Source organism: Streptomyces sp. LZ34, assembly GCF_053890475.1.
The window spans coordinates 9440847-9464378 of sequence record NZ_CM132680.1 but is presented as its reverse complement, the minus strand read 5'-3'; the positions used below and the strand labels follow the sequence as shown (position 1 = coordinate 9464378).

At 71.0% G+C, this 23532-nt stretch carries 19 protein-coding genes; 8 read left to right on the top strand and 11 right to left on the bottom strand.

Annotation, left to right across the window (positions count from 1 at the left end; genetic code table 11):
- Positions 1 to 111 precede the first annotated feature (111 nt).
- The 3 genes from ACWY4P_RS40355 (at position 112) to ACWY4P_RS40345 (ending at position 2989) form a co-directional block, all read left to right on the top strand.
- Positions 112 to 1038: an ABC transporter ATP-binding protein gene (locus tag ACWY4P_RS40355; protein ID WP_456205617.1), complete on the top strand. Its 927-nt coding sequence runs from the start codon at positions 112 to 114 to the stop codon at positions 1036 to 1038.
- Entirely contained in the window at positions 1035 to 1808 is a 774-nt protein-coding gene (locus ACWY4P_RS40350) for an ABC transporter permease (RefSeq protein ID WP_456205615.1), read from the top strand. Before ACWY4P_RS40355 ends, ACWY4P_RS40350 begins: the two co-directional genes overlap by 4 nt.
- 191 nt (positions 1809 to 1999) lie before the next feature.
- Positions 2000 to 2989 carry a COX15/CtaA family protein gene (locus ACWY4P_RS40345; RefSeq protein WP_456205614.1) on the top strand — a complete coding sequence of 330 codons (990 nt, stop codon included), beginning with the start codon at positions 2000 to 2002 and terminating at the stop codon, positions 2987 to 2989.
- Here ACWY4P_RS40345 and ACWY4P_RS40340 read toward each other — a convergent pair.
- The 3 genes from ACWY4P_RS40340 to ACWY4P_RS40330 form a co-directional block, all read right to left on the bottom strand.
- Complete coding sequence (locus ACWY4P_RS40340) at positions 2953 to 4179, bottom strand: amidohydrolase (RefSeq protein WP_456205613.1); 1227 nt, start codon at positions 4177 to 4179, stop codon at positions 2953 to 2955. The genes ACWY4P_RS40345 and ACWY4P_RS40340 overlap by 37 nt on opposite strands.
- Before the next feature lie 645 nt (positions 4180 to 4824).
- Complete coding sequence (locus tag ACWY4P_RS40335; protein ID WP_456205611.1) at positions 4825 to 5205, bottom strand: hypothetical protein; 381 nt, start codon at positions 5203 to 5205, stop codon at positions 4825 to 4827.
- 42 nt (positions 5206 to 5247) lie between these two features.
- Positions 5248 to 6189 carry a heme o synthase gene (locus ACWY4P_RS40330; RefSeq protein WP_456205610.1) on the bottom strand — a complete coding sequence of 314 codons (942 nt, stop codon included), beginning with the start codon at positions 6187 to 6189 and terminating at the stop codon, positions 5248 to 5250.
- 301 nt (positions 6190 to 6490) lie between these two features.
- On the opposite strand from ACWY4P_RS40330, the gene tkt reads away from it, so the two are divergent.
- From tkt to pgl, 5 genes are read left to right on the top strand one after another with little or no spacing between them, the layout of a single operon-like run.
- Complete coding sequence (tkt, locus tag ACWY4P_RS40325; RefSeq protein ID WP_456205608.1) at positions 6491 to 8587, top strand: transketolase; 2097 nt, start codon at positions 6491 to 6493, stop codon at positions 8585 to 8587.
- A gap of 44 nt (positions 8588 to 8631) precedes the next feature.
- Positions 8632 to 9774: a transaldolase gene (gene tal / locus ACWY4P_RS40320; RefSeq protein WP_456205607.1), complete on the top strand. Its 1143-nt coding sequence runs from the start codon at positions 8632 to 8634 to the stop codon at positions 9772 to 9774.
- Positions 9775 to 9780: 6 nt separating this feature from the next.
- Positions 9781 to 11316, top strand: a complete 1536-nt coding sequence (gene zwf, locus ACWY4P_RS40315; RefSeq protein WP_456205605.1) for a glucose-6-phosphate dehydrogenase — start codon at positions 9781 to 9783, stop codon at positions 11314 to 11316.
- The gene (gene opcA, locus ACWY4P_RS40310; protein WP_456205603.1) at positions 11313 to 12425 is read left to right on the top strand and encodes a glucose-6-phosphate dehydrogenase assembly protein OpcA; all 1113 of its coding nucleotides are present in this window, start codon (positions 11313 to 11315) and stop codon (positions 12423 to 12425) included. Before zwf ends, opcA begins: the two co-directional genes overlap by 4 nt.
- Positions 12422 to 13204 (top strand): 6-phosphogluconolactonase, encoded by a 783-nt coding sequence (pgl, locus tag ACWY4P_RS40305; protein WP_456205602.1) that lies wholly within the window; start codon positions 12422 to 12424, stop codon positions 13202 to 13204. The genes opcA and pgl overlap by 4 nt, the downstream gene beginning before the upstream one ends.
- Positions 13205 to 13308: 104 nt before the next feature.
- Here the strand turns inward: pgl and pgi are convergent, their stop codons facing one another.
- The 8 genes from pgi to ACWY4P_RS40265 form a co-directional block, all read right to left on the bottom strand.
- Entirely contained in the window at positions 13309 to 14961 is a 1653-nt protein-coding gene (gene pgi, locus ACWY4P_RS40300) for a glucose-6-phosphate isomerase (protein ID WP_456205600.1), read from the bottom strand.
- A gap of 49 nt (positions 14962 to 15010) precedes the next feature.
- Positions 15011 to 16252 (bottom strand): MFS transporter, encoded by a 1242-nt coding sequence (locus ACWY4P_RS40295; protein ID WP_456205599.1) that lies wholly within the window; start codon positions 16250 to 16252, stop codon positions 15011 to 15013.
- 146 nt (positions 16253 to 16398) lie between these two features.
- Positions 16399 to 16686, bottom strand: a complete 288-nt coding sequence (locus ACWY4P_RS40290; RefSeq protein WP_020872210.1) for an RNA polymerase-binding protein RbpA — start codon at positions 16684 to 16686, stop codon at positions 16399 to 16401.
- A gap of 242 nt (positions 16687 to 16928) precedes the next feature.
- Entirely contained in the window at positions 16929 to 17156 is a 228-nt protein-coding gene (gene secG, locus ACWY4P_RS40285; RefSeq protein ID WP_456205597.1) for a preprotein translocase subunit SecG, read from the bottom strand.
- A 146-nt stretch (positions 17157 to 17302) separates the two neighbouring features.
- Positions 17303 to 18079, bottom strand: a complete 777-nt coding sequence (tpiA, locus tag ACWY4P_RS40280; RefSeq protein WP_456205596.1) for a triose-phosphate isomerase — start codon at positions 18077 to 18079, stop codon at positions 17303 to 17305.
- A 5-nt stretch (positions 18080 to 18084) separates the two neighbouring features.
- On the bottom strand, positions 18085 to 19287 hold the full coding sequence (locus ACWY4P_RS40275) for a phosphoglycerate kinase (protein WP_456205595.1): 1203 nt from the start codon (positions 19285 to 19287) through the stop codon (positions 18085 to 18087).
- A gap of 78 nt (positions 19288 to 19365) precedes the next feature.
- Positions 19366 to 20370 carry a type I glyceraldehyde-3-phosphate dehydrogenase gene (gene gap / locus ACWY4P_RS40270; protein ID WP_456205594.1) on the bottom strand — a complete coding sequence of 335 codons (1005 nt, stop codon included), beginning with the start codon at positions 20368 to 20370 and terminating at the stop codon, positions 19366 to 19368.
- Between the two features lie 187 nt (positions 20371 to 20557).
- Positions 20558 to 23500 carry a M14 family zinc carboxypeptidase gene (locus ACWY4P_RS40265; protein WP_456205593.1) on the bottom strand — a complete coding sequence of 981 codons (2943 nt, stop codon included), beginning with the start codon at positions 23498 to 23500 and terminating at the stop codon, positions 20558 to 20560.
- Positions 23501 to 23532 lie beyond the last annotated feature (32 nt).

Below are 23532 nucleotides of genomic sequence, written 5' to 3'. Positions count from 1 at the left end.
GAGTGCGTCACTAAGGCACACCTAACCGGAATGCCGAGCCTGCCTGCGGAAACAGGCTCCGTGACCGCCCTGCCCTCCAGCTCCGCCCGGGTGATTCGTAGACTGCGGGACATGCGAGAAGAGCCCGCGGTCGACATCGTCGGCCTCGTCAAGCGGTACGGCTCCAAGACCGCCGTGGACGGGCTCGACCTGTCCATCGCGCGCTCCACCGTGACCGCCGTGCTCGGCCCCAACGGGGCAGGCAAGACCACCACCGTCGAGACCTGCGAGGGATACCGCCGACCGGACGCCGGCACGGTCCGCGTCCTCGGCCTGGACCCCGTCTCCCAGGCGGCCGCGCTGCGCCCCCGTATCGGCGTGATGCTGCAGTCCGGAGGGGTTTATTCCGGGGCGCGCGCAGAAGAGATGCTGCGCCACACCGCGGGCCTGCACGCCCACCCCGTCGATGTCGACCACCTCATAGAGCGGCTCGGCCTCGGCTCCTGCGGCCGCACGACCTACCGACGGCTCTCCGGCGGCCAGCAGCAGCGCCTGGCGCTCGCCATGGCCGTCGTCGGCCGCCCCGAACTGGTCTTCCTCGACGAGCCCACCGCCGGCCTCGACCCACAGGCCCGGCGCGCCACCTGGGAGCTCGTCCGCGACCTGCGTCGGGACGGCGTGACCGTCGTGCTGACCACGCACTACATGGACGAGGCCGAGGAGCTCGCCGACGACGTGGCGATCGTCGACGGCGGCAAGGTGATCGCCCAGGGCAGCCCCGAGGAGCTGTGCCGCGGCGGGGCGGAGAACACGCTGCGCTTCGGCGGCCGCCCCGCGCTCGACCTGGCCTCGCTGCTCAAGGCGCTGCCCGCCGACTCCACGGCCGACGAGCTGACCCCCGGCTCGTACCGCATCACCGGCAAGATCGACCCACAGCTGCTGGCCACTGTCACCTCCTGGTGCGCCCAGAACGGCGTCATGCCGGACCGGATCTCGGTCGAGCGGCACACTCTGGAGGACGTCTTCCTCGAGCTGACCGGCAAGGAGCTGCGCGCGTGACCGCCCCGGGAACCTTCACCCCGCAGCCGGGCGCGGCCCCGCTGCCCCGCATGATCCGCACCCAGGCGGCGCTGGAGACCCGGATGCTGCTGCGCAACGGCGAGCAGCTGCTGCTGACCGTGATCATCCCGTCCCTGCTGCTGGTGCTGTTCAGCACCGTCGACATCGTCGACACGGGCTCCGGCGGCAAGACCGTGGACTTCCTCACCCCTGGCGTCCTGGCGCTCGCCGTGCTGTCCACGGCCTTCACCGGACAGGCCATCGCGACCGGCTTCGAGCGACGGTACGGGGTCCTCAAGCGGCTCGGCGCCTCGCCGCTGCCGCGCTGGGCCCTGATGACCGCCAAGACCTGCTCGGTGCTGGTCACCGAGGTGCTACAGGTGGCGCTGCTGACCGTGATCGCCCTCGCCCTCGGCTGGTCCCCGCACGGCGACCCGCTCACCGTCGCCCTGCTGCTGCTCCTCGGCACGGCAGCGTTCTCCGGCCTCGGCCTGCTGATGGCGGGCACCCTGAAGGCCGAAGCGACCCTCGCCGCCGCCAACCTCGTCTTCCTGCTGCTGCTGGTCGGCGGCGGGGTGATCGTGTCGCTGGACAAGTTCCCGGACGCGGTGCGCGGCGTGCTACAGCTGCTGCCGATCTCGGCCCTGTCGGACGGACTGCGGGACGTGCTGCGGGACGGGGCGGGGGTGCCGTGGCGGGACCTGGGGATCCTGGCGGTGTGGGCGGTGCTGGGGCTGGGGGCGGCGGCGCGCTGGTTCCGCTGGGAGTAGCGGGGGCTTCCGCGGCGGGAATGCTGAATTCCCCCCCACCCTTCTCTCCCCCCACACCCCCTCGTGCTGCGTCTTCATGGGGGAGCGACTTTCCCCCCACACCCCCCTCGTGCTGCATCTTCACGGGGGAGCGACTCCCCCCACACCCCCCTCGTGAATTGCTGCACAAGCGCCCGCCTACGATGGGCGACGTGCCCTCTTCGCTGAACCCCCTTGAGCAGATCGCCCGCCGCTGGCAGCCGTCCGCGCGCTTTGTGGAACGCGCGGCGCTGGTCGCCGTGGTGATGACCGTGGTCATCGTGGTGACGGGCGGCGCGGTCCGGCTCACCCAGTCCGGGCTCGGCTGCCCGACCTGGCCGACCTGCACGAAGGACAGCCTGACGCCCACCCACGAGATGGGCATCAACGGAGCCATCGAGTTCGGCAACCGCATGTTGACGTATGTGCTGTGCGCGGTCGTCGGCGTGCTGATCATCGCCGCCCGCGCCCGTACCCCGATGCGTCGCTCGCTCACCCGGCTCGGCTGGGCCCAGTTCTGGATCGTGATGGGCAACGCCGTGGTCGGCGGCATGACGGTGCTCACCGGACTGAACCCGTACATCGTCAGCTCGCACTTCCTCCTGGCCACCGCCCTGCTCGTGGTCACCGTGGTGACCTGGCAGCGCACCCGCGAGGGCGACGCCGAGCCCCGCGATCTGGTCGCCCGTCCCATCCGCCAGCTGACCTGGCTGCTCGTCGGCGCGACCGGCGCGCTGATCCTGATCGGGACCGCGGTCAGCGGGGCCGGGCCGCACGCGGGCGACGCCCGGAAGGTGCACCGCATCCCGCTGGACTGGCAGGAGATCACCCAGCTGCACGTGGACTTCGTCTACATCGTGCTGGGCCTGAGCGCCGCCCTGTGGTTCACCCTGCGCGCCGTGAAGGCCCCGGCCACTCTGCGCCGCCCCGTCGTCGAATTCCTCGTCATCCTGCTCCTGCAGGGCGTGGTCGGCTACGTCCAGTACTTCACGCATCTGCCCGAGGTGGTCGTCGGCGTCCACATGCTCGGCTCCTGCCTCGTGCTGATCGCGGTGCTGCGGGTCCTGCTCTCCCAGCGCGAGCGCGCGGAGCTCCCCGCGCCGGTCGCCGCCCCCGCGCCGGCCGCTCAGCCCGTCGCCGAGGCCGCCGCGTCCAGCCGGTAGACCCGGCGCGCGGTCCCGGCCGCCACGAGAGCAGCGATGCGCCGCGCCTCGGGCCGGGTGCAGACGCCGTCGGCGACCCACTCGGCCGCCAGCCGCGCCATGGACCGTACGAACAGCCGGGCGCCGGTCACATACAGCTCGGGCAGCGCCCGCGCCCCGGTCGAGAACAGCAGCTTGCCGAACGGCGCCTCGGCGAGGGTCTCCCCCGGTCGGGGCCCCGCGTCCGCGTAGACGTGCGCGAAGCTCGCGGCCAGCTGGGCGGCGCGGCGGTGGTGCGGCCGGCCGGGCAGCAGCACCAGGCCGGTCCCGGCGCCCGCGGTGGCGCGCAGAAAGCCCGCGAGCGGCTGCGGGTCGGCGCAGTGCAGCTGCACGGGCAGGCCGGTCGCGACGGCGCTCCACAGCAGATGCTGGAGCAGCGCCGGATCGGCTGGGCGGGCCCGCGGGGTGCGCCCGCTGAGCCAGCGGTCCGCCGCCCGCCGCACCTCCCGGGGGTCCGGCGGGGTCTCGTCGCAGAAGGTGACGCCCAGGGCGAAGGCGGTGGCGTGCTGGGCCGCGGCGTACAGGGCCTCTGCGGTGTTGCCGATGAACGAGTCGACCGAGCCAGAGGTGTCCGCGACCTCCTCGGCCAGCGGCTCCAGGCGGATGACCTCGTGGACCGGGCCGTCCGCGGCCGCGGCCAGCTCAGCGGCCGAGGTGAGCTCGCCCGGCGACCCCGACTCCAGTAGGAAGGTGCCGATGCCCGCGCCGCGCAGCAGCAGCCGCCCCGCGCGGTAGGCGCCCAGCTCGCGCCGCCGGGCGAGATAGCGGACAGGGGCGCAGTGGGCCTCCAGTCCGAGCAGCGGGGGGCACCAGCGGCGTACGGCCAGGCCGGTCCAGCTGTCGAAGAAGGTGGTGCCCGCCGGGGCGGCGGCGCCGGAGCCCACGGCGGCGGCGAGATGGGCTTCGAACGAGCCGAGGCCGAGCTCGCCGTGGAGAGCGCCGTGACTGTGTTGGTCGACGAGCGGCGGCAGCGCTCTCGCCCATGCCTGGCCCGCGAGGTGCTCCCCCCGTCCGGCGAAGGGCCCGTCCGGTGTCTCCAGCGCGGCCTCAAGGGCGTCCTCCGGGGTGCCCTCCAGGGTGTCCGAGGGGGCCGGATCGGCCGACGCGCCCGTCGCCTCGTCCATCACCGCCGCCTCCTCGCCGTCGGGCATCGAAGGGCTTAACGGGCGAAACGGTTATGAGGTGTCGCCAGGCCCGCCCCCGAGCGTGGCCCGCCCCGGCAGGCTCGGCAAGAGGGCGCATCGGAGGGCGTGTGCGGGTCGTGTGCCGCGGAGGGTTTTCCCCACCCCGCCCCTCCCCGAACCAGGGGCTCCGCCCCCTGCCCCCACCGGGGCTCCGCGCAGGGGCACAGCGGCGATATGCGGCTCCTTCGCGTGGGGGCTCCGCCCCAGCCCGGAACCAGTGACGCGAGCGCCGTCGGGCGGGGAGCAGCTCACGCAGAAACGCGGGGCGGAGCTTCAGCCGGGTCGGCGCGTGCCCCGGCCGGCGCAGGCCGAAGGGCACCAGCCCCCGCCGGACGCCGAAGCAGCCCACACCGACCTCGGGACGAGGTCCCCACCGCCCCCGCGCCCCGCGCCCGGGGCGCGGGGACCAACCCACGCGCGGTCTGGAGCGAGGCCCACCGGCCCTCGGGACCGGGTCTCCGCCACCCCTGGGGCGGAGCCACGCCGGGGCGCCGGGCGCAGCCCACGTGAACCCGGGGCCAAGCCCTCAGCCCGGGGCCCCACGCGGCGGAGCCGCACAGCAATGCCGCGGGAAGGGGCGAAAAGGGGCGGAGGGAAAGCCGCCGCGACCGGCTACCCGTTGCTCGGGCCGCCGAGTTGGATGCCGGCCATGCGGGTCCACTCGTACGGGCCGGTGCGGACCTTCGCGGCGAGTGCGCCGTCGAAGTCGTCGTGCAGGGTGATCCCCGCGGACTCCGCGGCGCGGCGGGCGGTCTCGTGGGACGGGGCGACCAGCGTGCCCCAGTCGCCGTTGGCCCCGACAAGGGCGACGCGGACGGTGCCGCGGCCGATGTGGGCGAGCTGGCCCTCGGCGCTGCCGCCGTGGGTCTGTGCGAAGGCCGTCATCTGGTGGGCGAGCCGCTTGACCCGCTTCTCGGTCCTGGCCGACACGGCCTTGCCCGGTGTGGCCTTGCCCGCCTGGCCTTCCGGGTCCGTCTGCGTGGTGTCTCCCATGAAGACGATGCTACCGAGCGGTAATCAGCACGGGAAGAGCTGTCAGCGTAGGAAGGGGTCCACCGCGACGGCGACGAACAGCAGCGACACATAGGTGATGGACCAGTGGAACAGCCGCATCTCCTTGAGCCCCGCCCCCGTGATCCCGGCCTTGGCGCGCGCATGCAGCCCGTGCGCCTCCTTGAGCCAGAACGCGCCCAGCGCGGCGGCCACGACGGGGTAGAACCAGCCCGTGTAGCCGAGCGGCCACAGCAGCAGCGAGACGACCACCATCACCCAGCTGTAGAGGACGATCTGCCGGGCGACCGCCTTGTTGCCCGCGACCACGGGCATCATCGGCACGCCCACGCGCTCGTAGTCGTCCTTCACCTTCATCGACAGCGGCCAGTAGTGCGGCGGCGTCCAGAAGAAGATGACGAGGAAGAGAATCGCCGAGGCCCAGGAGACCGAATTGGTGACGGCCGACCAGCCGATGAACACCGGCATACAGCCGGCGATGCCACCCCAGACGATGTTCTGCGCGGTACGCCGCTTGAGCCACATCGTGTAGACGACGACGTAGAAAACCAACGCGCCGAGCGACAAAATCGCGGACAGCGGATTGACCAGGAACCAGAACCAGGCGGTGGACCCGATGGCGAGCGCGAACGCGAAGACCAGGCACTCGGCCGGCGAGACCATGCCGGTCACCAGCGGGCGCTGCGAGGTGCGGTCCATGAGCGCGTCGATGTCGCGGTCGTAATACATATTGAACGCGGCCGCGCCGCCGGCCGACAGATAGCCGCCGACGCAGGTGGCGAGCACCAGCCATAGATCCGGGACGCCCTTGGCGGCCAGGAACATCACCGGCACCGTCGTCATCAGCAGCAGCTCGATGACACGCGGCTTGGTCAGTGCCACGAACGCCTTGACTCGGGCACCGAGCGGCCGGCGGCTCCGGCTCGTATCGAGCACCCCCGCAGGACGGGAATCGACGGCCGTCACGCACACCCCTGGTAGAAGCAAGAACCAGCAAGCACCGGACATGAAGAGCCGGTAAAGACTTGCGCGTACCACGCCACTCTAGACGTTGCGGATACGCCGCCCGCCGCCGGGGTCGGCTCGTGTTCGCGGAGCTCACGGCGCTCGAGGGAATGGCACATCTCCGGCATTCGTTCCCCGGATGCCGGGTACTCGCTCGAAAAGATGAGCGTTCTTCCAGGGGTAGGCTCGACAAAGCCGGTGTGCGCATCGTCGCCGGATATGGACGTTATACGGACAGTGTGGAGAGGAGCCCTGACTCAGGGTGAGCACCAAGCCGACTACCACAGACCTCGAGTGGACCGATGTGGACCAGCGTGCCGTGGACACGGCGCGTGTCCTGGCCGCGGATGCCGTGCAGAAGGTCGGCAACGGCCACCCCGGCACCGCCATGAGCCTGGCCCCCGCCGCGTACCTGCTCTTCCAGAAGCTGATGCGGCACGACCCGTCCGACGCCGGTTGGGTGGGCCGTGACCGGTTCGTCCTCTCGCCCGGCCACACCTCGCTGACCCTCTACGTCCAGCTGTACCTGGGCGGGTTCGGCCTGGAGCTGGAGGATCTGAAGTCGTTCCGCACCTGGGGCTCGCTGACCCCGGGCCACCCGGAGCACGGCCACACGGTCGGCGTCGAGACCACGACCGGCCCGCTGGGCCAGGGCATCGCCAACGCGGTGGGCATGGCGATGGCGACCCGCTACGAGCGTGGACTGTTCGACCCGGAGGCGCCCGAGGGCACCTCTCCCTTCGACCACACCATCTGGGCGATCGTCTCCGACGGCGACCTGGAGGAGGGCATCTCCGCGGAGGCCTCCTCGCTGGCCGGCCACCAGAAGCTCGGCAATCTGATCGCGCTGTACGACGACAATCACATCTCGATCGAGGGCGACACCGCGACCGCCTTCTCCGAGGATGTGCTGAAGCGCTACGAGGCGTACGGCTGGCATGTCCAGCGCGTCGAGCAGGCGCCCAACGGCGACTTCGACGTCCACGCGCTGTACGCGGCGCTGAAGGCGGCGCAGGCCGAGACCGAGCGCCCCTCGATCATCGCCGCCCGCACGATCATCGCCTGGCCCGCGCCGAACGCGCAGAACACCGAGGCCGCCCACGGCTCGGCGCTCGGCGCCGACGAGGTCGCCGCCACCAAGCGCGTCATGGGCTTCGACCCCGAGCAGGACTTCGAGGTCGAGGAGTCGGTCATCGCCCACACCCGCGGCGGTCTGGCCGGCCGCGGCCGCGAGGCCCGCGCCGCCTGGGACAAGCAGCTCCAGGACTGGCGGAACAACAACGCCGAGCGCGCCGCCGAGTTCGACCGGATCACCGCCGGTGAGCTGCCCGAGGGCTGGGACAAGGCGATCCCGGTCTTCGAGCCGGGCAAGGACGTGGCCACCCGCAAGGCCTCCGGCCAGGTCCTCAAGGCGCTCGGCGGGGTGCTCCCCGAGCTGTGGGGCGGCTCCGCCGACCTCGCGGGCTCGAACAACACCACCATCGACGCGTCCTCGTCCTTCCTCCCCAAGGACAACCCGCTTCCCGAGGCCGACCCGTACGGCCGTACGGTGCACTTCGGCATCCGCGAGCACGCCATGGGCTCGACCATGAACGGCATCGCGCTGCACGGCAACACCCGTGTCTACGGCGGCACCTTCCTGGTCTTCTCCGACTACATGCGCCCCGCCGTCCGTCTCGCCGCCCTGATGAAGCTCCCCGTCACCTATGTGTGGACGCACGACTCCATCGGCCTGGGCGAGGACGGCCCGACCCACCAGCCGGTCGAGCACCTGTCCGTGCTGCGCGCCATCCCGGGCCTGAACATCGTCCGCCCGGCCGACGCCAACGAGACCGCCATCGCCTGGCGCGAGATCACCCGCCGCCACAGCGACCGGCCCGCCCCGCACGGCATCGCGCTGACCCGGCAGAACGTGCCGACGTACGACGTCAACGAGGACGCCGCCAAGGGTGGCTATGTCCTGGCCGAGGCCGAAAGGCCCGAAGGACAGAGCGCTGCTCCGCAGGTGATCCTCATCGGCACCGGGTCCGAGGTGCAGCTCGCCGTCGAGGCGCGCGAGCAGCTGCAGGCCGCCGGCGTCCCCACCCGCGTGGTCTCGATGCCCTCGGTCGAGTGGTTCGACGAGCAGGACCAGGCGTACCGGGACAGCGTGCTGCCGCCGTCCGTGAAGGCCCGCGTGGCCGTCGAGGCGGGCATCGGGCTGACCTGGCACCGCTTCGTGGGCGAGGCCGGCCGCATCGTCTCCCTCGAGCACTTCGGCGCCTCCGCCGACTACAAGGTGCTCTACCGGGAGTTCGGCCTGACCACGGAAGCCGTCGTCGCCGCCGCCCGCGAGTCGCTTGAGACCGCCGGGCACTGACGCCGTATACGACCTTGTAGCGACGAGTAGGAGATGCAATCCCGATGACAGACGCACTCAAGCGGCTGGCCGACGAAGGCGTCGCGGTCTGGCTCGACGACCTTTCACGCAAGCGCATCACATCCGGCAACCTGGCCGAGCTGATCGACGAGAGCCATGTGGTGGGCGTGACCACCAACCCGTCGATCTTCCAGAAGGCGATCGCCGGCGGTGACGGCTACCAGCAGCAGGTGGCCGACCTCGCGACCCGCAAGGTCACCGTCGACGAGGCCGTCCGCATGATCACCACGGCGGACGTCCGGGACGCCGCCGACATCCTGCGCCCGGTCCACGACGCGACCGGCGGCCAGGACGGCCGGGTCTCCATCGAGGTGGACCCGCGCCTGGCGCACAACACGGCCGCCACCATCGCCGAGGCCAAGCAGCTGGCCTGGCTGGTGGACCGGCCCAACACCTTCATCAAGATCCCGGCCACCAGGGCAGGGCTGCCCGCGATCACCGAGGTGATCGGGCTCGGCATCAGCGTCAACGTCACGCTGATCTTCTCGCTGGAGCGCTACCGCGAGGTCATGGACGCCTTCCTGGCCGGCCTGGAGAAGGCCAAGGCCGCGGGGCTCGACCTACAGAAGATCCACTCGGTGGCGTCCTTCTTCGTGTCCCGCGTGGACACCGAGATCGACAAGCGCCTCGACAAGCTGGGCACCGACGAGGCCAAGGCGCTGCGCGGCAAGGCCGCCCTGGCCAACGCCCGCCTCGCCTACCAGGCGTACGAGGAGGTGTTCGGCTCCCACGACAAGTCGACGCCGGCGTCGGAGCGCTGGGCCGCCCTGGACCGGGCCAACGCCAACAAGCAGCGCCCGCTGTGGGCCTCCACCGGCGTCAAGGACCCGGCCTACAAGGACACGCTCTACGTGGACGACCTGGTCGCCCCGGGCACGGTCAACACCATGCCGGAGGCCACGCTGGAGGCCGTCGCCGACCACGGCCGGATCACCGGCGACACGGTGCGCGGTACATACGAGCAGGCCAAGGCCGATCTCGACGCGCTTGCCGGGGTCGGAATCTCGTACGATGACGTTGTACAGCTCCTTGAGGACGAAGGCGTCGAGAAGTTCGAGGCGTCCTGGAACGACCTGCTGAAGTCCACTGAGGCGGAGCTGGGCCGCCTCACTCCTTCGGAGGCGTGAGAGATCTTGTCACTTTCCACGAGCGGAGCCAATCCGCTGCGTGACCCCCGGGACCGGCGGCTTCCGCGCATCGCGGGGCCGTCCGGCCTGGTCATCTTCGGCGTCACGGGCGACTTGTCCCGCAAGAAGCTGATGCCGGCCGTCTACGACCTGGCCAACCGCGGTCTGCTGCCGCCGGGCTTCTCGCTCGTCGGCTTCGCCCGCCGCGACTGGGAGAACGAGGACTTCGCCCAGGTCGTACACGACGCGGTCAAGGAACACGCCAGGACCCCCTTCCGCGAGGAGGTCTGGCAACAGCTCGCCGAGGGCTTCCGCTTCGTGCCCGGCGAGTTCTCCGACGACGAGGCGTTCGAGAAGCTGCGGGGGACGATCGAGGAGCTGGACAAGGCGCGCGGCACGGGCGGCAACTTCGCCTTCTATCTGTCGGTCCCGCCGAAGTTCTTCCCCTCCGTCGTCCAGCAGCTCAAGAAGCACGGCCTGTCCTCCGGGCCGGGCGACTCCTGGCGGCGCGCCGTCATCGAGAAGCCCTTCGGCCATGACCTGGCCAGCGCCCAGGAGCTCAACCAGGTCGTCCATGAGGTCTTCCGGCCGAGCGACGTCTTCCGGATCGACCACTACCTGGGCAAGGAGACGGTCCAGAACATCCTGGCGCTGCGCTTCGCCAACACCATGTTCGAGCCGCTGTGGAACCGCTCGTACGTCGACCACGTACAGATCACCATGGCCGAGGACATCGGCATCGGCGGCCGGGCCGGCTACTACGACGGCATCGGCGCGGCGCGCGACGTCATCCAGAACCACCTGCTGCAGCTCCTCGCGCTGACCGCCATGGAGGAGCCCTCCTCCTTCGACGCCACCGCGCTGGTCACCGAGAAGCTCAAGGCGCTCAAGGCCGTCAAGCTACCGAGGGAGCTGGGCAAGCACACCGTGCGCGGCCAGTACGCCCACGGCTGGCAGGGCGGTCAAGAGGTGGCGGGCTACCTGGAGGAGGAGGGCATCGACCCCAACTCCAAGACCGACACCTATGCCGCGATCAAGCTGGAGATCGACAACCGCCGCTGGGCGGGCGTCCCCTTCTACCTGCGCGCGGGCAAGCGGCTCGGGCGCCGGGTCACCGAGATCGCGGTGGTCTTCCAGCGCGCCCCGCACTCCCCCTTCGACGCCACCGACACCCAGGAGCTCGGGGAGAACGCCCTGGTCATCCGGGTGCAGCCGGACGAGGGCATCACCATCCGGTTCGGCTCCAAGGTGCCCGGCACCTCCATGGAGATCCGGGACGTGACGATGGACTTCGCCTACGGCGAGTCCTTCACCGAGTCCAGCCCCGAGGCCTACGAGCGGCTGCTGCTCGACGTCCTGCTCGGCGACGCCAACCTCTTCCCCCGTCACCAGGAGGTGGAGGAGTCCTGGCGGATCCTCGATCCCGTCGAGGACTACTGGGACCAGCACGGCAAGCCCGAGCAGTACACGGCGGGCACCTGGGGGCCGAAGGCGGCGGACGAGATGCTCGCACGAGACGGACGGAGCTGGCGCCGGCCATGAACATCGATCTCACCGACACCACGTCCAGCCAGATCAACGCTGCTCTGGTCCAGGCGAGGCGGGCGGCGGGGATACCGGCCGTGGGCATGGTGCTCACCCTTGTCATCGTCACCGACGAAGGCAACCACTACGACGCGCTGAAGGCGGCCAGCGAGGCATCCAAGGAACACCCCTCGCGCATCCTGGTCGTCATCAAGCGGCCGGGGCGCTCGCCGCGCGACCGCAAGGTGGCCCGGCTGGACGCGGAGGTGCGGATCGCCGGCGAGAGCGGCACCGGCGAGACGGTGCTGCTTCGGCTGTACGGCGAGCTCGCGGGCCACGCCCAGTCGGTGGTGCTGCCGCTGCTGCTGCCGGACGCCCCGGTGGTGGTGTGGTGGCCGGAGGACGCGCCGGAGCACCCCAGCGAGGACCTGCTGGGCCAGCTGGCCGCCCGCCGGATCACCGACGCCCAGGACACCGAGGACCCGGTGGCCACGCTCGGGCTGCGCGCCCGCACGTACACCCCGGGCGACACCGACCTGGCCTGGACCCGTATCACCCCGTGGCGCAGCGTGCTGGCCGCGGCGCTGGACCAGAAGCACTCGGCGATCACCTCCGCCGTGGTCGAGGGCGAGGCGTACAACCCGAGTGGCGAACTGCTGGCCCTGTGGCTCGCGGAGCGGCTGCGGGTCCCGGTGCAGCGGCACATCACGGACGGCCCCGGGCTGACCGCGGTGCGGCTGGAGACGACCGACGGCACCATCTGCCTGGACCGGGCGAACGGGTCGCTGGCCGAGCTGGCGATGCCGGGGCAGCCGGACCGGCATGTCGCGCTACAGCGGCGGGACAAGTCGGAGCTGATAGCGGAGGAGCTGCGCCGCCTCGACCCGGACGAGATGTACGCCTCGGCGGTGAAGTTCGGGGTGGGCCGGCTCGGCAAGAGCGTGAGCGGCGCGGCCGAGCAGCCCACGGCGCGGACCGGTGCGACGGCAGCCGGGCCTGGCTCTGGCTCTGGCTCTGGTGGTGGCGGTAAGGCCGGTGCCGGTGCCCGTCCGGAGGCGACGCGCGCGGCGGGCGGGGCCCCGGCGAAGGCGGCCGGGGACAAGGCCGGCGGCAAGGCGGCGTCGTGAGCGCTCCGCAGGTCGTCGTCCATCGCGACAAGGAGCTGATGGCACAGGCCGCGGCGGCCCGGCTGATCACAAAGATCGTGGACGCCCAGTCCGCCCGCGGCTCGGCCTCGGTGGTCCTGACCGGCGGGCGCAACGGCAACGGCCTGCTGGCCTCCCTCGCCGAGGCGCCGGCCCGGGACGCCGTGGACTGGTCGCGCCTTGACCTGTGGTGGGGTGACGAGCGGTTCCTGCCGGAAGGCCACCCGGACCGCAATGTCACCCAGGCGCGGGAGGCGCTGCTGGACGCGGTGGGTCTGGACCCGGCCCGGGTGCACCCGATGCCGGCCTCCGACGGCCCGTGGGGCAGCGATGTGGAGGCCGCCGCGGAGGCGTACGCCGAGGAGCTGGACCGGGCCGCGCGCCCGGAGAACCACGGCGCGGCGCCGTCCTTCGACGTGCTGCTGCTGGGCGTCGGCCCGGACACCCATGTGGCCTCGCTCTTCCCGGAGCTGCCCGCCGTACGGGAGGCCGAGCGGACGGTGGTGGCGGTGCGCGGTGCGCCCAAGCCCCCGCCCACCCGGGTCACCCTGACCCTGCCCGCGATCCGCGCGGCCCAGGAGGTCTGGCTGCTGGCGGCGGGCGAGGACAAGGCCAAGGCGGTGACGATCGCGCTGTCGGGCGCCGGGGAGATCCAGGCCCCGGCCGCGGGCGCGTACGGCCGCCGCCGCACGCTGTGGCTGCTGGACCGGACCGCCGCGGCGGGCCTGCCGCGCGAGCTGTACCCCCCGGCGTCGCCCTGACCGGACGCATGACAGGACCGGACGGGCCGGACTGGGCCTGCCCCGCATGAGCGGGTCGGGCGCAGCCGGCCCGTCCGGCGTTTCGTTCCGTGCTCTCGGCGGCCTCAGCGCCCGCGCAGCTTGCGGTACGTGGCGACCAGCCGCGCCGTGGAGGGGTCGAGCCCCGGCACCTCGGCCCCCTCGGTGAGCGCGGGCTCGACGCGCTTGGCGAGGACCTTGCCGAGCTCGACCCCCCACTGGTCGAACGAGTCGATGTTCCATACGGCGCCCTGGACGAACACCTTGTGCTCGTAGAGCGCGACCAGCTGGCCGAGCACCGAGGGGCTCAGCTCGGGGGCCAGGATCGTGGTCGTGGGGCGGTTGCCGGGGAAGGTCTTGTGCGGCACCAGCTCCGGCGCCACCCCTTCGGCGGCCACCTCCTCCGCCGTCTTGCCGAACGCCAGCGCCTGGCCCTGGGCGAAGAGGTTGGCCATCAGCAGGTCGTGCTGGGCGGCGAACTTGGGGGTCAGGTCGGCCACCGGCTCGGCGAAGCCGATCAGATCGGCCGGGATCGTCTTGGTGCCCTGGTGGAGCAGCTGGTAATAGGCGTGCTGGCCGTTGGTGCCGGGTGTCCCCCAGACCACCGGGCCGGTCTGCCAGCTCACCGGACGGCCCTCGCGGTCCACCGACTTGCCGTTGGACTCCATGTCCAACTGCTGTAGATAGGCGGGGAACTTCGACATGTAGTGCGAGTAGGGCAGCACGGCGTGCGACTGCGCGTCGAAGAACCGTCCGTACCAGATGCCCAGCAGCCCGAGCAGCATCGGTGCGTTCTCCTCGGGCGGGGCGCAGCGGAAGTGCTCGTCGACAACGTGGAAGCCGGCCAGCATCTCGCGGAAGTGCTCCTGGCCGATGGCGATCATCAGGGACAGGCCGATGGCCGAGTCGAAGGAGTAGCGCCCGCCGACCCAGTCCCAGAACTCGAACATGTTGTCGGTGTTGATGCCGAACTCGGCGACCTTCTCCGCGTTGGTCGACAGCGCCACGAAGTGCTTGGCGACGGCCTCTTGGCCGGCTTCGAGACCCCTCAGCAGCCAACGGCGGGCGGAGGTGGCGTTGGTGATGGTCTCGATGGTGGTGAAGGTCTTCGAGGCGACGATGAACAGCGTCTCGGCGGGGTCCAGTCCGTACAGCGCCTCATGCAGGTCCGCCCCGTCGACGTTGGAGACGAAGCGGAACCGCAACTCGCGGTGGGTGTAGGCGCGCAGCGCCTCGAACGCCATCGCCGGGCCCAGGTCGGAGCCGCCGATGCCGATATTGACGATGTTCTTGATGGGCTTGCCGGTGTGGCCGGTCCACTCCCCCGAGTGGATCCGGTCGACAAACGTGCCCATCTTGGTGAGCACCGCGTGCACTTCGGGAAGGACGTTCTTGCCGTCGGTCTCGACGACGGCGGAGAGGGGTGCGCGCAGGGCGGTGTGCAGCACCGCCCGGTCCTCAGTGGTGTTGATCTTCTCGCCGCGGAACATGGCGTCCCGCAGCTCGGCCACCCCGGTCGCCCGGGCCAGCTCCCGCAGCAGCCGCAGGGTCTCGTCGGTCACCAGGTGCTTGGAGTAGTCCAGATGGAGGTCGCCGACCTGAACGGTGAACCGCTCCGCGCGCTCGGGGTCCTGGGCGAACAGCTCGCGCAGATGCGCGTCACCCAGCTCCTGGCGGTGTGCGGCCAGTGCGTTCCACTCCGGCAGCTGGTCGAGCCTGCTGCGGCCGTCTGCGTTCATCTCGGAATCAGCCCACTTCTTGTCGGTGCCTGGCCCCCGTGCCCCCAACCTAATTGATCGGGGACCGCATCCCAGGGACGAGGGCCACCAGCCCGCCGACGAAGAGCGCGGCGGCCGCCAGCGCCGGTGTGTTCAGCCCCCATGCCGCGGCGATGACCCCGCCGAGCAGGGCACCGAGCGGGGCACCGGCGATCGACAGGGTGCGGAAGGCGGCGCTGACCCGGCCCAGCATCTCGGCCGGGCTGCGCTGCTGCATCATCGTCACCTCCGTGACGTTCCAGATGATCCCGGCGAGGCCGAAGACGCCGAAGGCTGCGACGGCGGCCGGCAGCTCGCGGATCGTGCCCAGGACAAGGAGGGCGGCGATCTGCGCGAGGCCGCACACCATGATCGTGGGGCCTCGCCCCAGCCGCTCCGCCACCCGCGCGGCCACCAGCCCACCGGTCACGCTGCCGATCCCGTACACCGTGATGACGGCCGCGTAACCGGCGTCCCCGGCGCCCAGCCATCCGGTGACGTGCAGCACCAGCGTGGCGATGAGGGCGCCGATGCCCACATTGCACAGCGTGGTGGACACGCACAGCGCCCGCAGCAGCCGGTCCCGCCACAACACCTTGAGGCCCTCGGCCATGTCGCTCCGGATCGAGCGGCCCGGCGACCGAGGCTCCCGCGCCTCAGGCGGTGTCCCACCCAGCGAGGCGACCAGCGCGGCGGCGGCGAGATAGGTGGCCGCGTCGGCCGCGTACGGCACAGCGGCGCCCAGCCCCAGGGCCACCGGCACCAGCGGCGCGCCCACGAACCGGCCCATGACCTCCTGCCCGGTCATCAGGCGGGCGTTGGCCCGGCTCAGGGCCTCCGGCGCCACCACGGTCGGCAGCAGGGCCGTGGCGGCGTTGTCGAAGAGGGTCTGCAGGGTGGTCAGCGCGAAGGCGAGGGCGAGCAGCAGGCCGATCGTGGCATGTCCCAGCCATACGGCAACGGCGAAGGCGGCCATCAGCACGCCGCGCGCCACGTCCACCGCCCACATCGCCCGCCGCTGGTCCACCCGGTCGGCGATGGCCCCGCCGAGCAGCCCGAACAGCAGCCACGGCAGAAATCCGCACGCGGTCACCAGCGAGACCAGCACCGGGGAGTCGGTCAGCGAGACGGCCAGCAGCGGAAGCGCCGCCCCGCGCAGCGCATCCCCGAACCGGGACACCACCGCGGCCCCCCACAGCCGCCCGAAACCACCCCGCCACGCAAGCGGCACAGCCCGCCCGGCGCCCTGCTCACCTGCCTCCACCGTGGTCATGACGCCCCTCCCGGACCGCGCGGTCCCGACCCCTACGGCACCTCACGTCACGACCGTAGCCCCCACCACTGACAACGGCCCGGCCGCGCACCCCCGTCAGAGGTGCCCGGCCGGGCCGTCGTACTGTGCGTCGTCCCGCCTGCCGCTCAGATCTCGCCGCGGAGCTTGGCGAGAGCCTCGGCGAGGATCGCCTCGCCGTCGGCGTCGCTCCGCCGCTCCCGCACATACGCCAGATGCGTCTTGTACGGCTCGGTGCGCGGCGGGTCCGGCGGGTTGTCCCGGTCCTTGCCGGCCGGGAAGCCACAGCGGGGGCAGTCCCAAGTGTCCGGGATCTGCGCGTCGCTGGCGAAGCTCGGCACAGTCTCGTGCCCGTTCGAGCACCAGAAGGAAATACGCAGGCGAGGCGCCGATTCGCCTCGCTCCGCTTCTCCCATCGGCCCCGCTCCGACCCGACTTCCACGGATCGCGTTGCCACTTGCCACGGTCGTAACTCCCTGCGTGATGGTGCCGCGAAGCATTGGTAGGCAGCTCCGCTGCCGGGCGCCCCAGTCTACGTAAGGCCCAACGCGCGTCCAATGAGAGGAGTTACCGCCTCCCCCAGCCTCCGGCCGGGAGGTGCCCCCCAGGACGCAAGCCCATGATAAGCCGCGCTCACGACGGTACGTCAGCTATCGGCTCAATCGAGCTTCATCAACAGGCCGAGCACGACGATGCAGACGAACCACAGCAGACCGACGACGATGGTGATCCGGTCCAGGTTGCGCTCGGCGACCGAGGAGCCGCCCACGGAGGACTGCATACCACCACCGAACATGTCGGACAGACCTCCGCCCTTCCCCTTGTGCATGAGCACCAGCATCATCAGCAGGAGGCTGAAGACGATGAGGGCGATCGAGAACCCCATGACCACGGCTGGACCAACTCTCTCGGGCTTGGACGGAACGGTAAGGAACACGGTAAGGAACGGGGGGCCGGGTGGTGACGATCGCACCACCTCGACCCCCGCCAGGGTACGACGAGTGACCTGCTACGGCCTACTCACCGGTGTGCTCACTGGTCGCGGAACCGGACGATCTTGACGAAGTCCTCCGCGTCCAGGCACGCGCCGCCGATCAGCGCGCCGTCCACGTCCGGCTGCGCCATGATCGCGGCGACGTTCCCGGACTTCACCGAGCCGCCGTACTGGATCCTGACCTTGTCGGCCACGTCCTGGCTGTAGAGCTCGGCCAGGCGGCCCCGGATGGCCCCGCAGACCTCCTGGGCGTCCTCGGGGGTGGCCACCTCACCGGTGCCGATGGCCCAGACCGGCTCGTACGCGATCACGATCCGCTCGACCTGCTCGGCCGGGATGTCCTTCAGACCGCCGTCGACCTGCGCGAGCGTGTGTGCGACCTGGTTGCCCGCCTTGCGCACGTCCAGGCCCTCACCGACGCACAGGATGGGGACGATGTCGTTCTTGAAGGCGGCCTTGACCTTGGCGTTGCACAGCTCGTCGGTCTCGCCGTGGTACTGGCGCCGCTCGGAGTGGCCGACCGCCACATAGGAGCAGCGCAGCTTGGCGAGCATCGCGCCGGAGATCTCTCCGGTGTACGCGCCGGAGTCGTGCGCCGAGATGTCCTGGGCGCCGTACTTGATCTTCAGCTTGTCGTGCTCGACCAGGGTCTGGAGCGTCCGGAGGTCCGTGAACGGCGGCAGGACCGCGACCTCGACGTCCTCGTAGTCCTTGTCGGTGAGCGAGAAAGTGATCTTCTGGACGTGGGCGATGGCCTCGAGGTGGTTGAGGTTCATCTTCCAGTTGCCCGCCATCAGCGGGGTGCGGTCACTCACGGTGTTCAGTCCTCCAGTGCGGCGAGGCCGGGGAGCGTCTTGCCCTCGAGGTATTCGAGGCTCGCGCCGCCGCCGGTCGAGATGTGGCCGAAAGCGTTTTCGTCGAAGCCCAGGATCCGTACGGCGGCGGCGGAGTCGCCCCCGCCCACCACGGTGAAGGCCGGGCTCTCGACCAGCGCCTGGGCGACGGCCTTGGTGCCCTCGGCGAAGTCGGGGTGCTCGAAGACGCCCATCGGGCCGTTCCAGAAGACGGTGGCGGCGTCGGCCAGCTTCGAGGCGTACAGCTCGCCGGTCTCCGGGCCGATGTCCAGGCCCATCTGGCCGGCCGGGATCTCCGCGACGGAGACCACACTGGGGTGGGCCGGGGCCTTCGTCTTCAGGTCCGGGAACTCGGGGGCCACCAGGACGTCGACGGGGAGCACGAACTCCACGCCGCGCTCCTTGGCGCGCGCCAGGTACTCCTGGACGGTCGCGATCTGGTCCTCCTGTAGCAGCGAGGTGCCGATCTCGTGGCCCTGGGCCTTGAGGAAGGTGTACGCCATGCCGCCGCCGATGAGGATGCGGTCGGCCCGCTCCAGGAGGTGGTCGATGACGCCGAGCTTGTCGGACACCTTGGCGCCGCCGAGGACCACCGCGTACGGGCGCTTCACATCCTCGGTGAGCTGCTGGAGGACGTGTCGCTCGGCGGCGATCAGCTGGCCCGCGGCGTGCGGCAGTCGCGCCGGGAGGTCGTACACGGAGGCGTGCTTGCGGTGCACCGCGCCGAAGCCGTCGCCCACATAGAGGTCCGCGAGGGCGGCGAGCTGGTCGGCGAAGGCGCCGCGCTCGGCGTCGTCCTTGCTGGTCTCACCGGCGTTGAAGCGCAGGTTCTCCAGCAGCGCGACCTCGCCCTCGCCGAGCCCGGCCACGGCCTGGCGCGCGCCGTGCCCGACCGTGTCGGCCGCGAAGACGACCTGCTTGCCGAGGAGTTCACCGAGCCGCCGGGCGACCGGGGCGAGCGAGAAGCGGGGGTCGGGCTCGCCCTTGGGGCGGCCCAGGTGGGAGGCGACGATCACCTTGGCGCCCGACTCGGCGAGCTTGGCGATGGTCGGCACGGCGGCGCGGATACGGCCGTCGTCGGTGATCGTCTCGCCGTCGAGCGGGACGTTCAGATCGGCGCGGACGAAGACCCGCTTGCCGGCGACCTGAAGATCGTCAATCGTCTTCACTGAGGACTCCTAGTTCATGGGACAGGGCCCGTACGACAGCGTCGTACCGGGCCCTGTCCTGGCTCATCGCGGCAGCGGTCAGAGCTGGTTGCCGACGAAGACGGTCAGGTCGACGAGGCGGTTGGAGTAGCCCCACTCGTTGTCGTACCAACCGATGATCTTGACCTGCTTGCCCTGGGCCATGGTCAGCGAGGAGTCGAAGGTGCAGGAGGCCGGCCAGTTGACGATGTCCGAGGAGACGATCTCGTCCTCGGTGTACTCGAGGATGCCCTTGAGCTGGCCCTCGGCGGCCTTCTGGAAGGCGGTGTTGACCTCGTCCCTGGTGACCTCGCGGTCCAGCTCGACGACCAGGTCGGTGACCGAACCGGTGGGCACCGGGACGCGCATGGCCATGCCGTCCAGCTTGCCCTTGAGTTGCGGGAGCACCAGGGCGGTGGCCTTCGCGGCGCCGGTCGAGGTCGGGATGATGTTCTCCGCGGCGGCCCGCGCGCGGCGCAGGTCCTTGTGCGGGAAGTCCAGGATGCGCTGGTCGTTGGTGTACGCGTGCACCGTGGTCATCAGGCCCTTGGTGATACCGAAGGCCTCGTCGAGGACCTTCGCCATCGGGGCGACACAGTTGGTGGTGCAGGACGCGTTGGAGACGATGTGGTGGTTGGCGGCGTCGTACTTGTCCTGGTTGACGCCCATGACGATGGTGATGTCCTCGTCCTTGGCGGGCGCGGAGATCAGGACCTTCTTGGCGCCGGCGGCCAGGTGCTTCGCCGCGTCGTCGCGCTTGGTGAAGATGCCCGTCGACTCGATGACGATGTCGGCGCCGAGCTCGGCCCACGGAAGCTTGGCCGGGTCCCGCTCGGCGAGCGTCTTGAACGTCTGGCTGCCGACGGTGATGGTGTCGTCGGTGTGGCTGACCGCCTGCTTCAGCCGACCCATGATGGTGTCGTACTTCAGCAGGTGGACCAGAGTGGCGTTGTCGGTCAGGTCGTTGACACCGACGATCTCGATGTCCGCGCCCTGCTCCAGGAGCGCGCGGAAGTAGTTGCGGCCGATGCGGCCGAAGCCGTTGATGCCTACGCGGATCGTCACGAACCGATCTCCTCGTTGGTGTGCCGGTATGGACGCCGGCGAGCCTTATTGGATGTCCCCGACCGCATCCGACCCTACCGCTATCACGGGACGTACGTGACATTGGCACCGGCGGCCCGCGTCCACTGAAAAGTGGTACGGACCGCCGGCTTCGGTTTACGTATCAGTCACTTTCTGTCACAGGTGGTCAACCGCGCAGCGCACGCAGCGCGGTCCCCACGAGTCGCGCCCGTTCGGAGGCGCTGGGGATGTGCTCCAGGCCGAAGCCGAAGAGCGCGGTGTCCCGGGTGGTGACCGCGGCCGAGGTGCGGAACAGCTCCCGCGACCGGGTCCAGTCGGCGGAGTTCCCCGGGCTGCCGGCCGGCGCCCCCGGCGCCGCCCAGGGGCCGAGCGCCGTCTCGAAGCCCTCCCGGTCCCGCTCGGCGCCGCCGACGACGAGCGCGGTGCCGTCGGCCAGGACGCCGAGTCCGCCCGTGGAGGAGTCGGTCACATACGAGACGGACAGCTCGACCTTCTTGCCCGCGTAGTCGCTCAGGTCCACGGAGACGGCCCGCCAGCCCTCCGAGGAGCCGTTGAAGGCGTTCCAGTCGCCCGTGGTCCCGCCGGCCTCACAGGCGTCCGTACCGCGGGTCAGGTAGTGCGCCAGGAACGGGTGCAGGGTCAGATAGCAGTCGTCCGGGGCGGTGGTGGAGGTGCCGCCGTTGGCGTCGGGCAGGGTGGTCCAGTCGTCCTGGCCCACGGTGTGCGCCTCGACGATCGCATAGTCGTATCCGGGTTCGGTGTCATAGCTGAGCCGGAACCGCAGGTTCGGCTCGTCGGCCGCGGTGTCCCCGGTCAGGTCGACGGTGCGGGACAGCCGCATCCAGGAGCGGTCGCGGTGCAGCGCCGCCGCCATCCAGTCGCCGTCGTACGGCTGGAAGGGCGTGCGCACCCCCGGGTAGTCGCCCGCGGCCGCGCTGCGGAACTGCGGGAACCGCTCCGGCAGCAGCACGTCCGAGGTGACGGTGTACCCGCCCGCCGCGTCCAGGGGGTTGTCCGCGGCGTCGGCGAGGGTGGCGCCGGTGCCCGCGAGGGCGCCGCCGCCGCGGTAGCTCGGCGGGGACGCCAGCGACAGACGGCGGTCGGCGCCGAGGTAGTACTGGCTGAAGTCGTCGGTGTCGGCCGGGCCGACCTCGGAGCTGCCGCCCGCCCGCTCGCCACTGGTGATGAGCTTGCCGCCCTCGTTGAGGAAGTCGCGCACCGCGAGCAGGGTGGTGCCGCCGGGCCGCTGGGCGCCGGTGTACCAGTACACGGTCTTGAAGTGGCTCAGCACCCCCAGGGCGTGCGGCGCGCCCTGGGTGACGACGTCCCACACGGCGGACCTGCGGCCGTTGTCGGCGAGCGCCTTGGTGTACGCGGCGGTGTGCCGGGCCGCGGTGGTGCCGCCCTCGTCGGCGATCACCAGGGTGTCGGCGCGCGGCCGCTCGGCGACGCGGTAGGTGAAGGGCTTGCTCGCCGTCGGCTCGCCCTTCCGGGCGCGGCCGGTGAACCAGACCTTCACCTTGTCGCCGACGTCCGCGCCCTTGACCGTGGCGCGGTACTGGTCGAAGCGGATGTTGTCCTCGCCGCCGTAGGTCTCGCCGCCCTGCCATGCCTTGAGGGGAGCGGTGCGGGTGCGGCCGCCGTCGACGCGGTAGTTGAGCTTCTTGCCGCGCACGCTCTTGCGGGCGGTCACCGAGACCTCCTGGCCGCCGTCACGGGCGTAGGAGGTGGTGAAGGCCTCCGGGGTGAAATCGGGGGCGTCGATGCCGACCGGGGAGCTGGGCCGGTCGGGGTGGTCGGCGGTCTCGGCGACGGCGAGCGCGAACGGGATGTTCTTGGCGAACTCCTCCTGGATGAGCTTCTCGTCGTCCGGGAAGGTGAAGACGGACTCGCAGTCGCCGGGCAGCCAGGGGTCGCCGGGGTCGATGGCGGACGCCGTCTGACAGGTCGACATCTCCGGGGTGAACATCATCATCCCGTTGACGTTGGCCGCGTGGCCGTCGGCCTCGCCGTTGGTGGTGTACAGCTCGGAGGAGACCTGCGGGTGGTAGCCGGGGATCGCCGACTTCTCCGGCGTGCCGGCGAGGGACTTGTAGAGGATGTCGTCGGGGGTGGGGGTGGCGACCTGCCAGCCGACGCCGTAGAGCAGCAGTTCGGCGGCCGAGTGGTAGTTGATGCCGTACTCGAAGCCGATGCGCTTCTCGAACGCGTCCAGCGCCTTGGTCTCCGGCTCGGAGGCCGGGCCCGGGCCTCGGTAGACCTCCTCGGCCGGGTCGGGGGACGAACCCTCGTTGTCGTAGCCCCACTTGTAGGAGAAGTTGCGGTTGAGGTCGACGCCGTCGCCCGCGGTGATCCTGCCGTCGCCGTCGTTGTCGCGCAGGTTCTTGCGCCACTGCCGGTTGTCGGGGCTCTGGTGGGTGAAGTCGTAGCCGTCCGGGTTGGCGGAGAGGACGAACCACAGCTCCGTACGGTCCACGATCTTGGTGACGCGGTCGTCCTTGCCGTAGTTGTCGAGGTAGTAGTGCATCAGCCGCCGGGTCATCTCCGGGGTGATCCACTCGCGGGCGTGCTGGTTCGACATATAGAGCACCGAGGGCTTCTTGCCGTCGGGGGTCCGGTCGGCGCCCTTGCTGAGCTTGAGGGCGAGGATGTCGTTGCCGCGCACGGTCTTGCCGATGCTGACGACCTTGGTGAGCCCGGGGTGCGCCTGGCCGGTCTCGACGATCTCCTGCTTGAGGCCGCCCTCGCCGCTGTACGGACGGAAGACGCCGTCGCCCGCGGCCTTGACCCGGTTCACGGCCTTCTTGGAGATCTCCTTGCGGGTGAGGCGGACGCCCTGCCCGCGCAGCGCCGCCGCCTGCTTGCCGGTGAGATAGAGCTCGACCTGCCCGGTCCCCTTCTCCGGCAGCCGCTCGCCCAGTTCGTGCCCGTCGGCCCCGGCCTTCAGCAGCAGCGGCACCTGGGCCCGGGTGACCTGGGCGGTCCATACGGACAGTCCCTCGTCGCCGGCCTGAGGCCTCGGCCGGGCCTGCGCCGCGGAGGTCGCGGCCACCCCTCCCAGCAGCAGCGAAGCCACCGCGAGGATCGATCTCGCCTTACGTCTTGTCATGAGCCCCCCTGGCTCCCCTGTTCATCTGTCGC

Excerpts from the sequence above, each read along its gene's own strand:
- opcA (WP_456205603.1), top strand. The coding sequence starts at position 11,313 with ATGAACATCGATCTCACCGACACCACGTCCAGCCAGATCAACGCTGCT.
- ACWY4P_RS40290 (WP_020872210.1), bottom strand. The coding sequence starts at position 16,686 with ATGGGAGAAGCGGAGCGAGGCGAATCGGCGCCTCGCCTGCGTATTTCC.
- pgi (WP_456205600.1), bottom strand. The coding sequence starts at position 14,961 with ATGAACGCAGACGGCCGCAGCAGGCTCGACCAGCTGCCGGAGTGGAAC.
- secG (WP_456205597.1), bottom strand. The coding sequence starts at position 17,156 with ATGGGGTTCTCGATCGCCCTCATCGTCTTCAGCCTCCTGCTGATGATG.
- tal (WP_456205607.1), top strand. The coding sequence starts at position 8,632 with ATGACAGACGCACTCAAGCGGCTGGCCGACGAAGGCGTCGCGGTCTGG.
- ACWY4P_RS40265 (WP_456205593.1), bottom strand. The coding sequence starts at position 23,500 with ATGACAAGACGTAAGGCGAGATCGATCCTCGCGGTGGCTTCGCTGCTG.
- ACWY4P_RS40340 (WP_456205613.1), bottom strand. The coding sequence starts at position 4,179 with ATGCCCGACGGCGAGGAGGCGGCGGTGATGGACGAGGCGACGGGCGCG.
- ACWY4P_RS40335 (WP_456205611.1), bottom strand. The coding sequence starts at position 5,205 with ATGGGAGACACCACGCAGACGGACCCGGAAGGCCAGGCGGGCAAGGCC.
- ACWY4P_RS40295 (WP_456205599.1), bottom strand. The coding sequence starts at position 16,252 with ATGACCACGGTGGAGGCAGGTGAGCAGGGCGCCGGGCGGGCTGTGCCG.
- ACWY4P_RS40355 (WP_456205617.1), top strand. The coding sequence starts at position 112 with ATGCGAGAAGAGCCCGCGGTCGACATCGTCGGCCTCGTCAAGCGGTAC.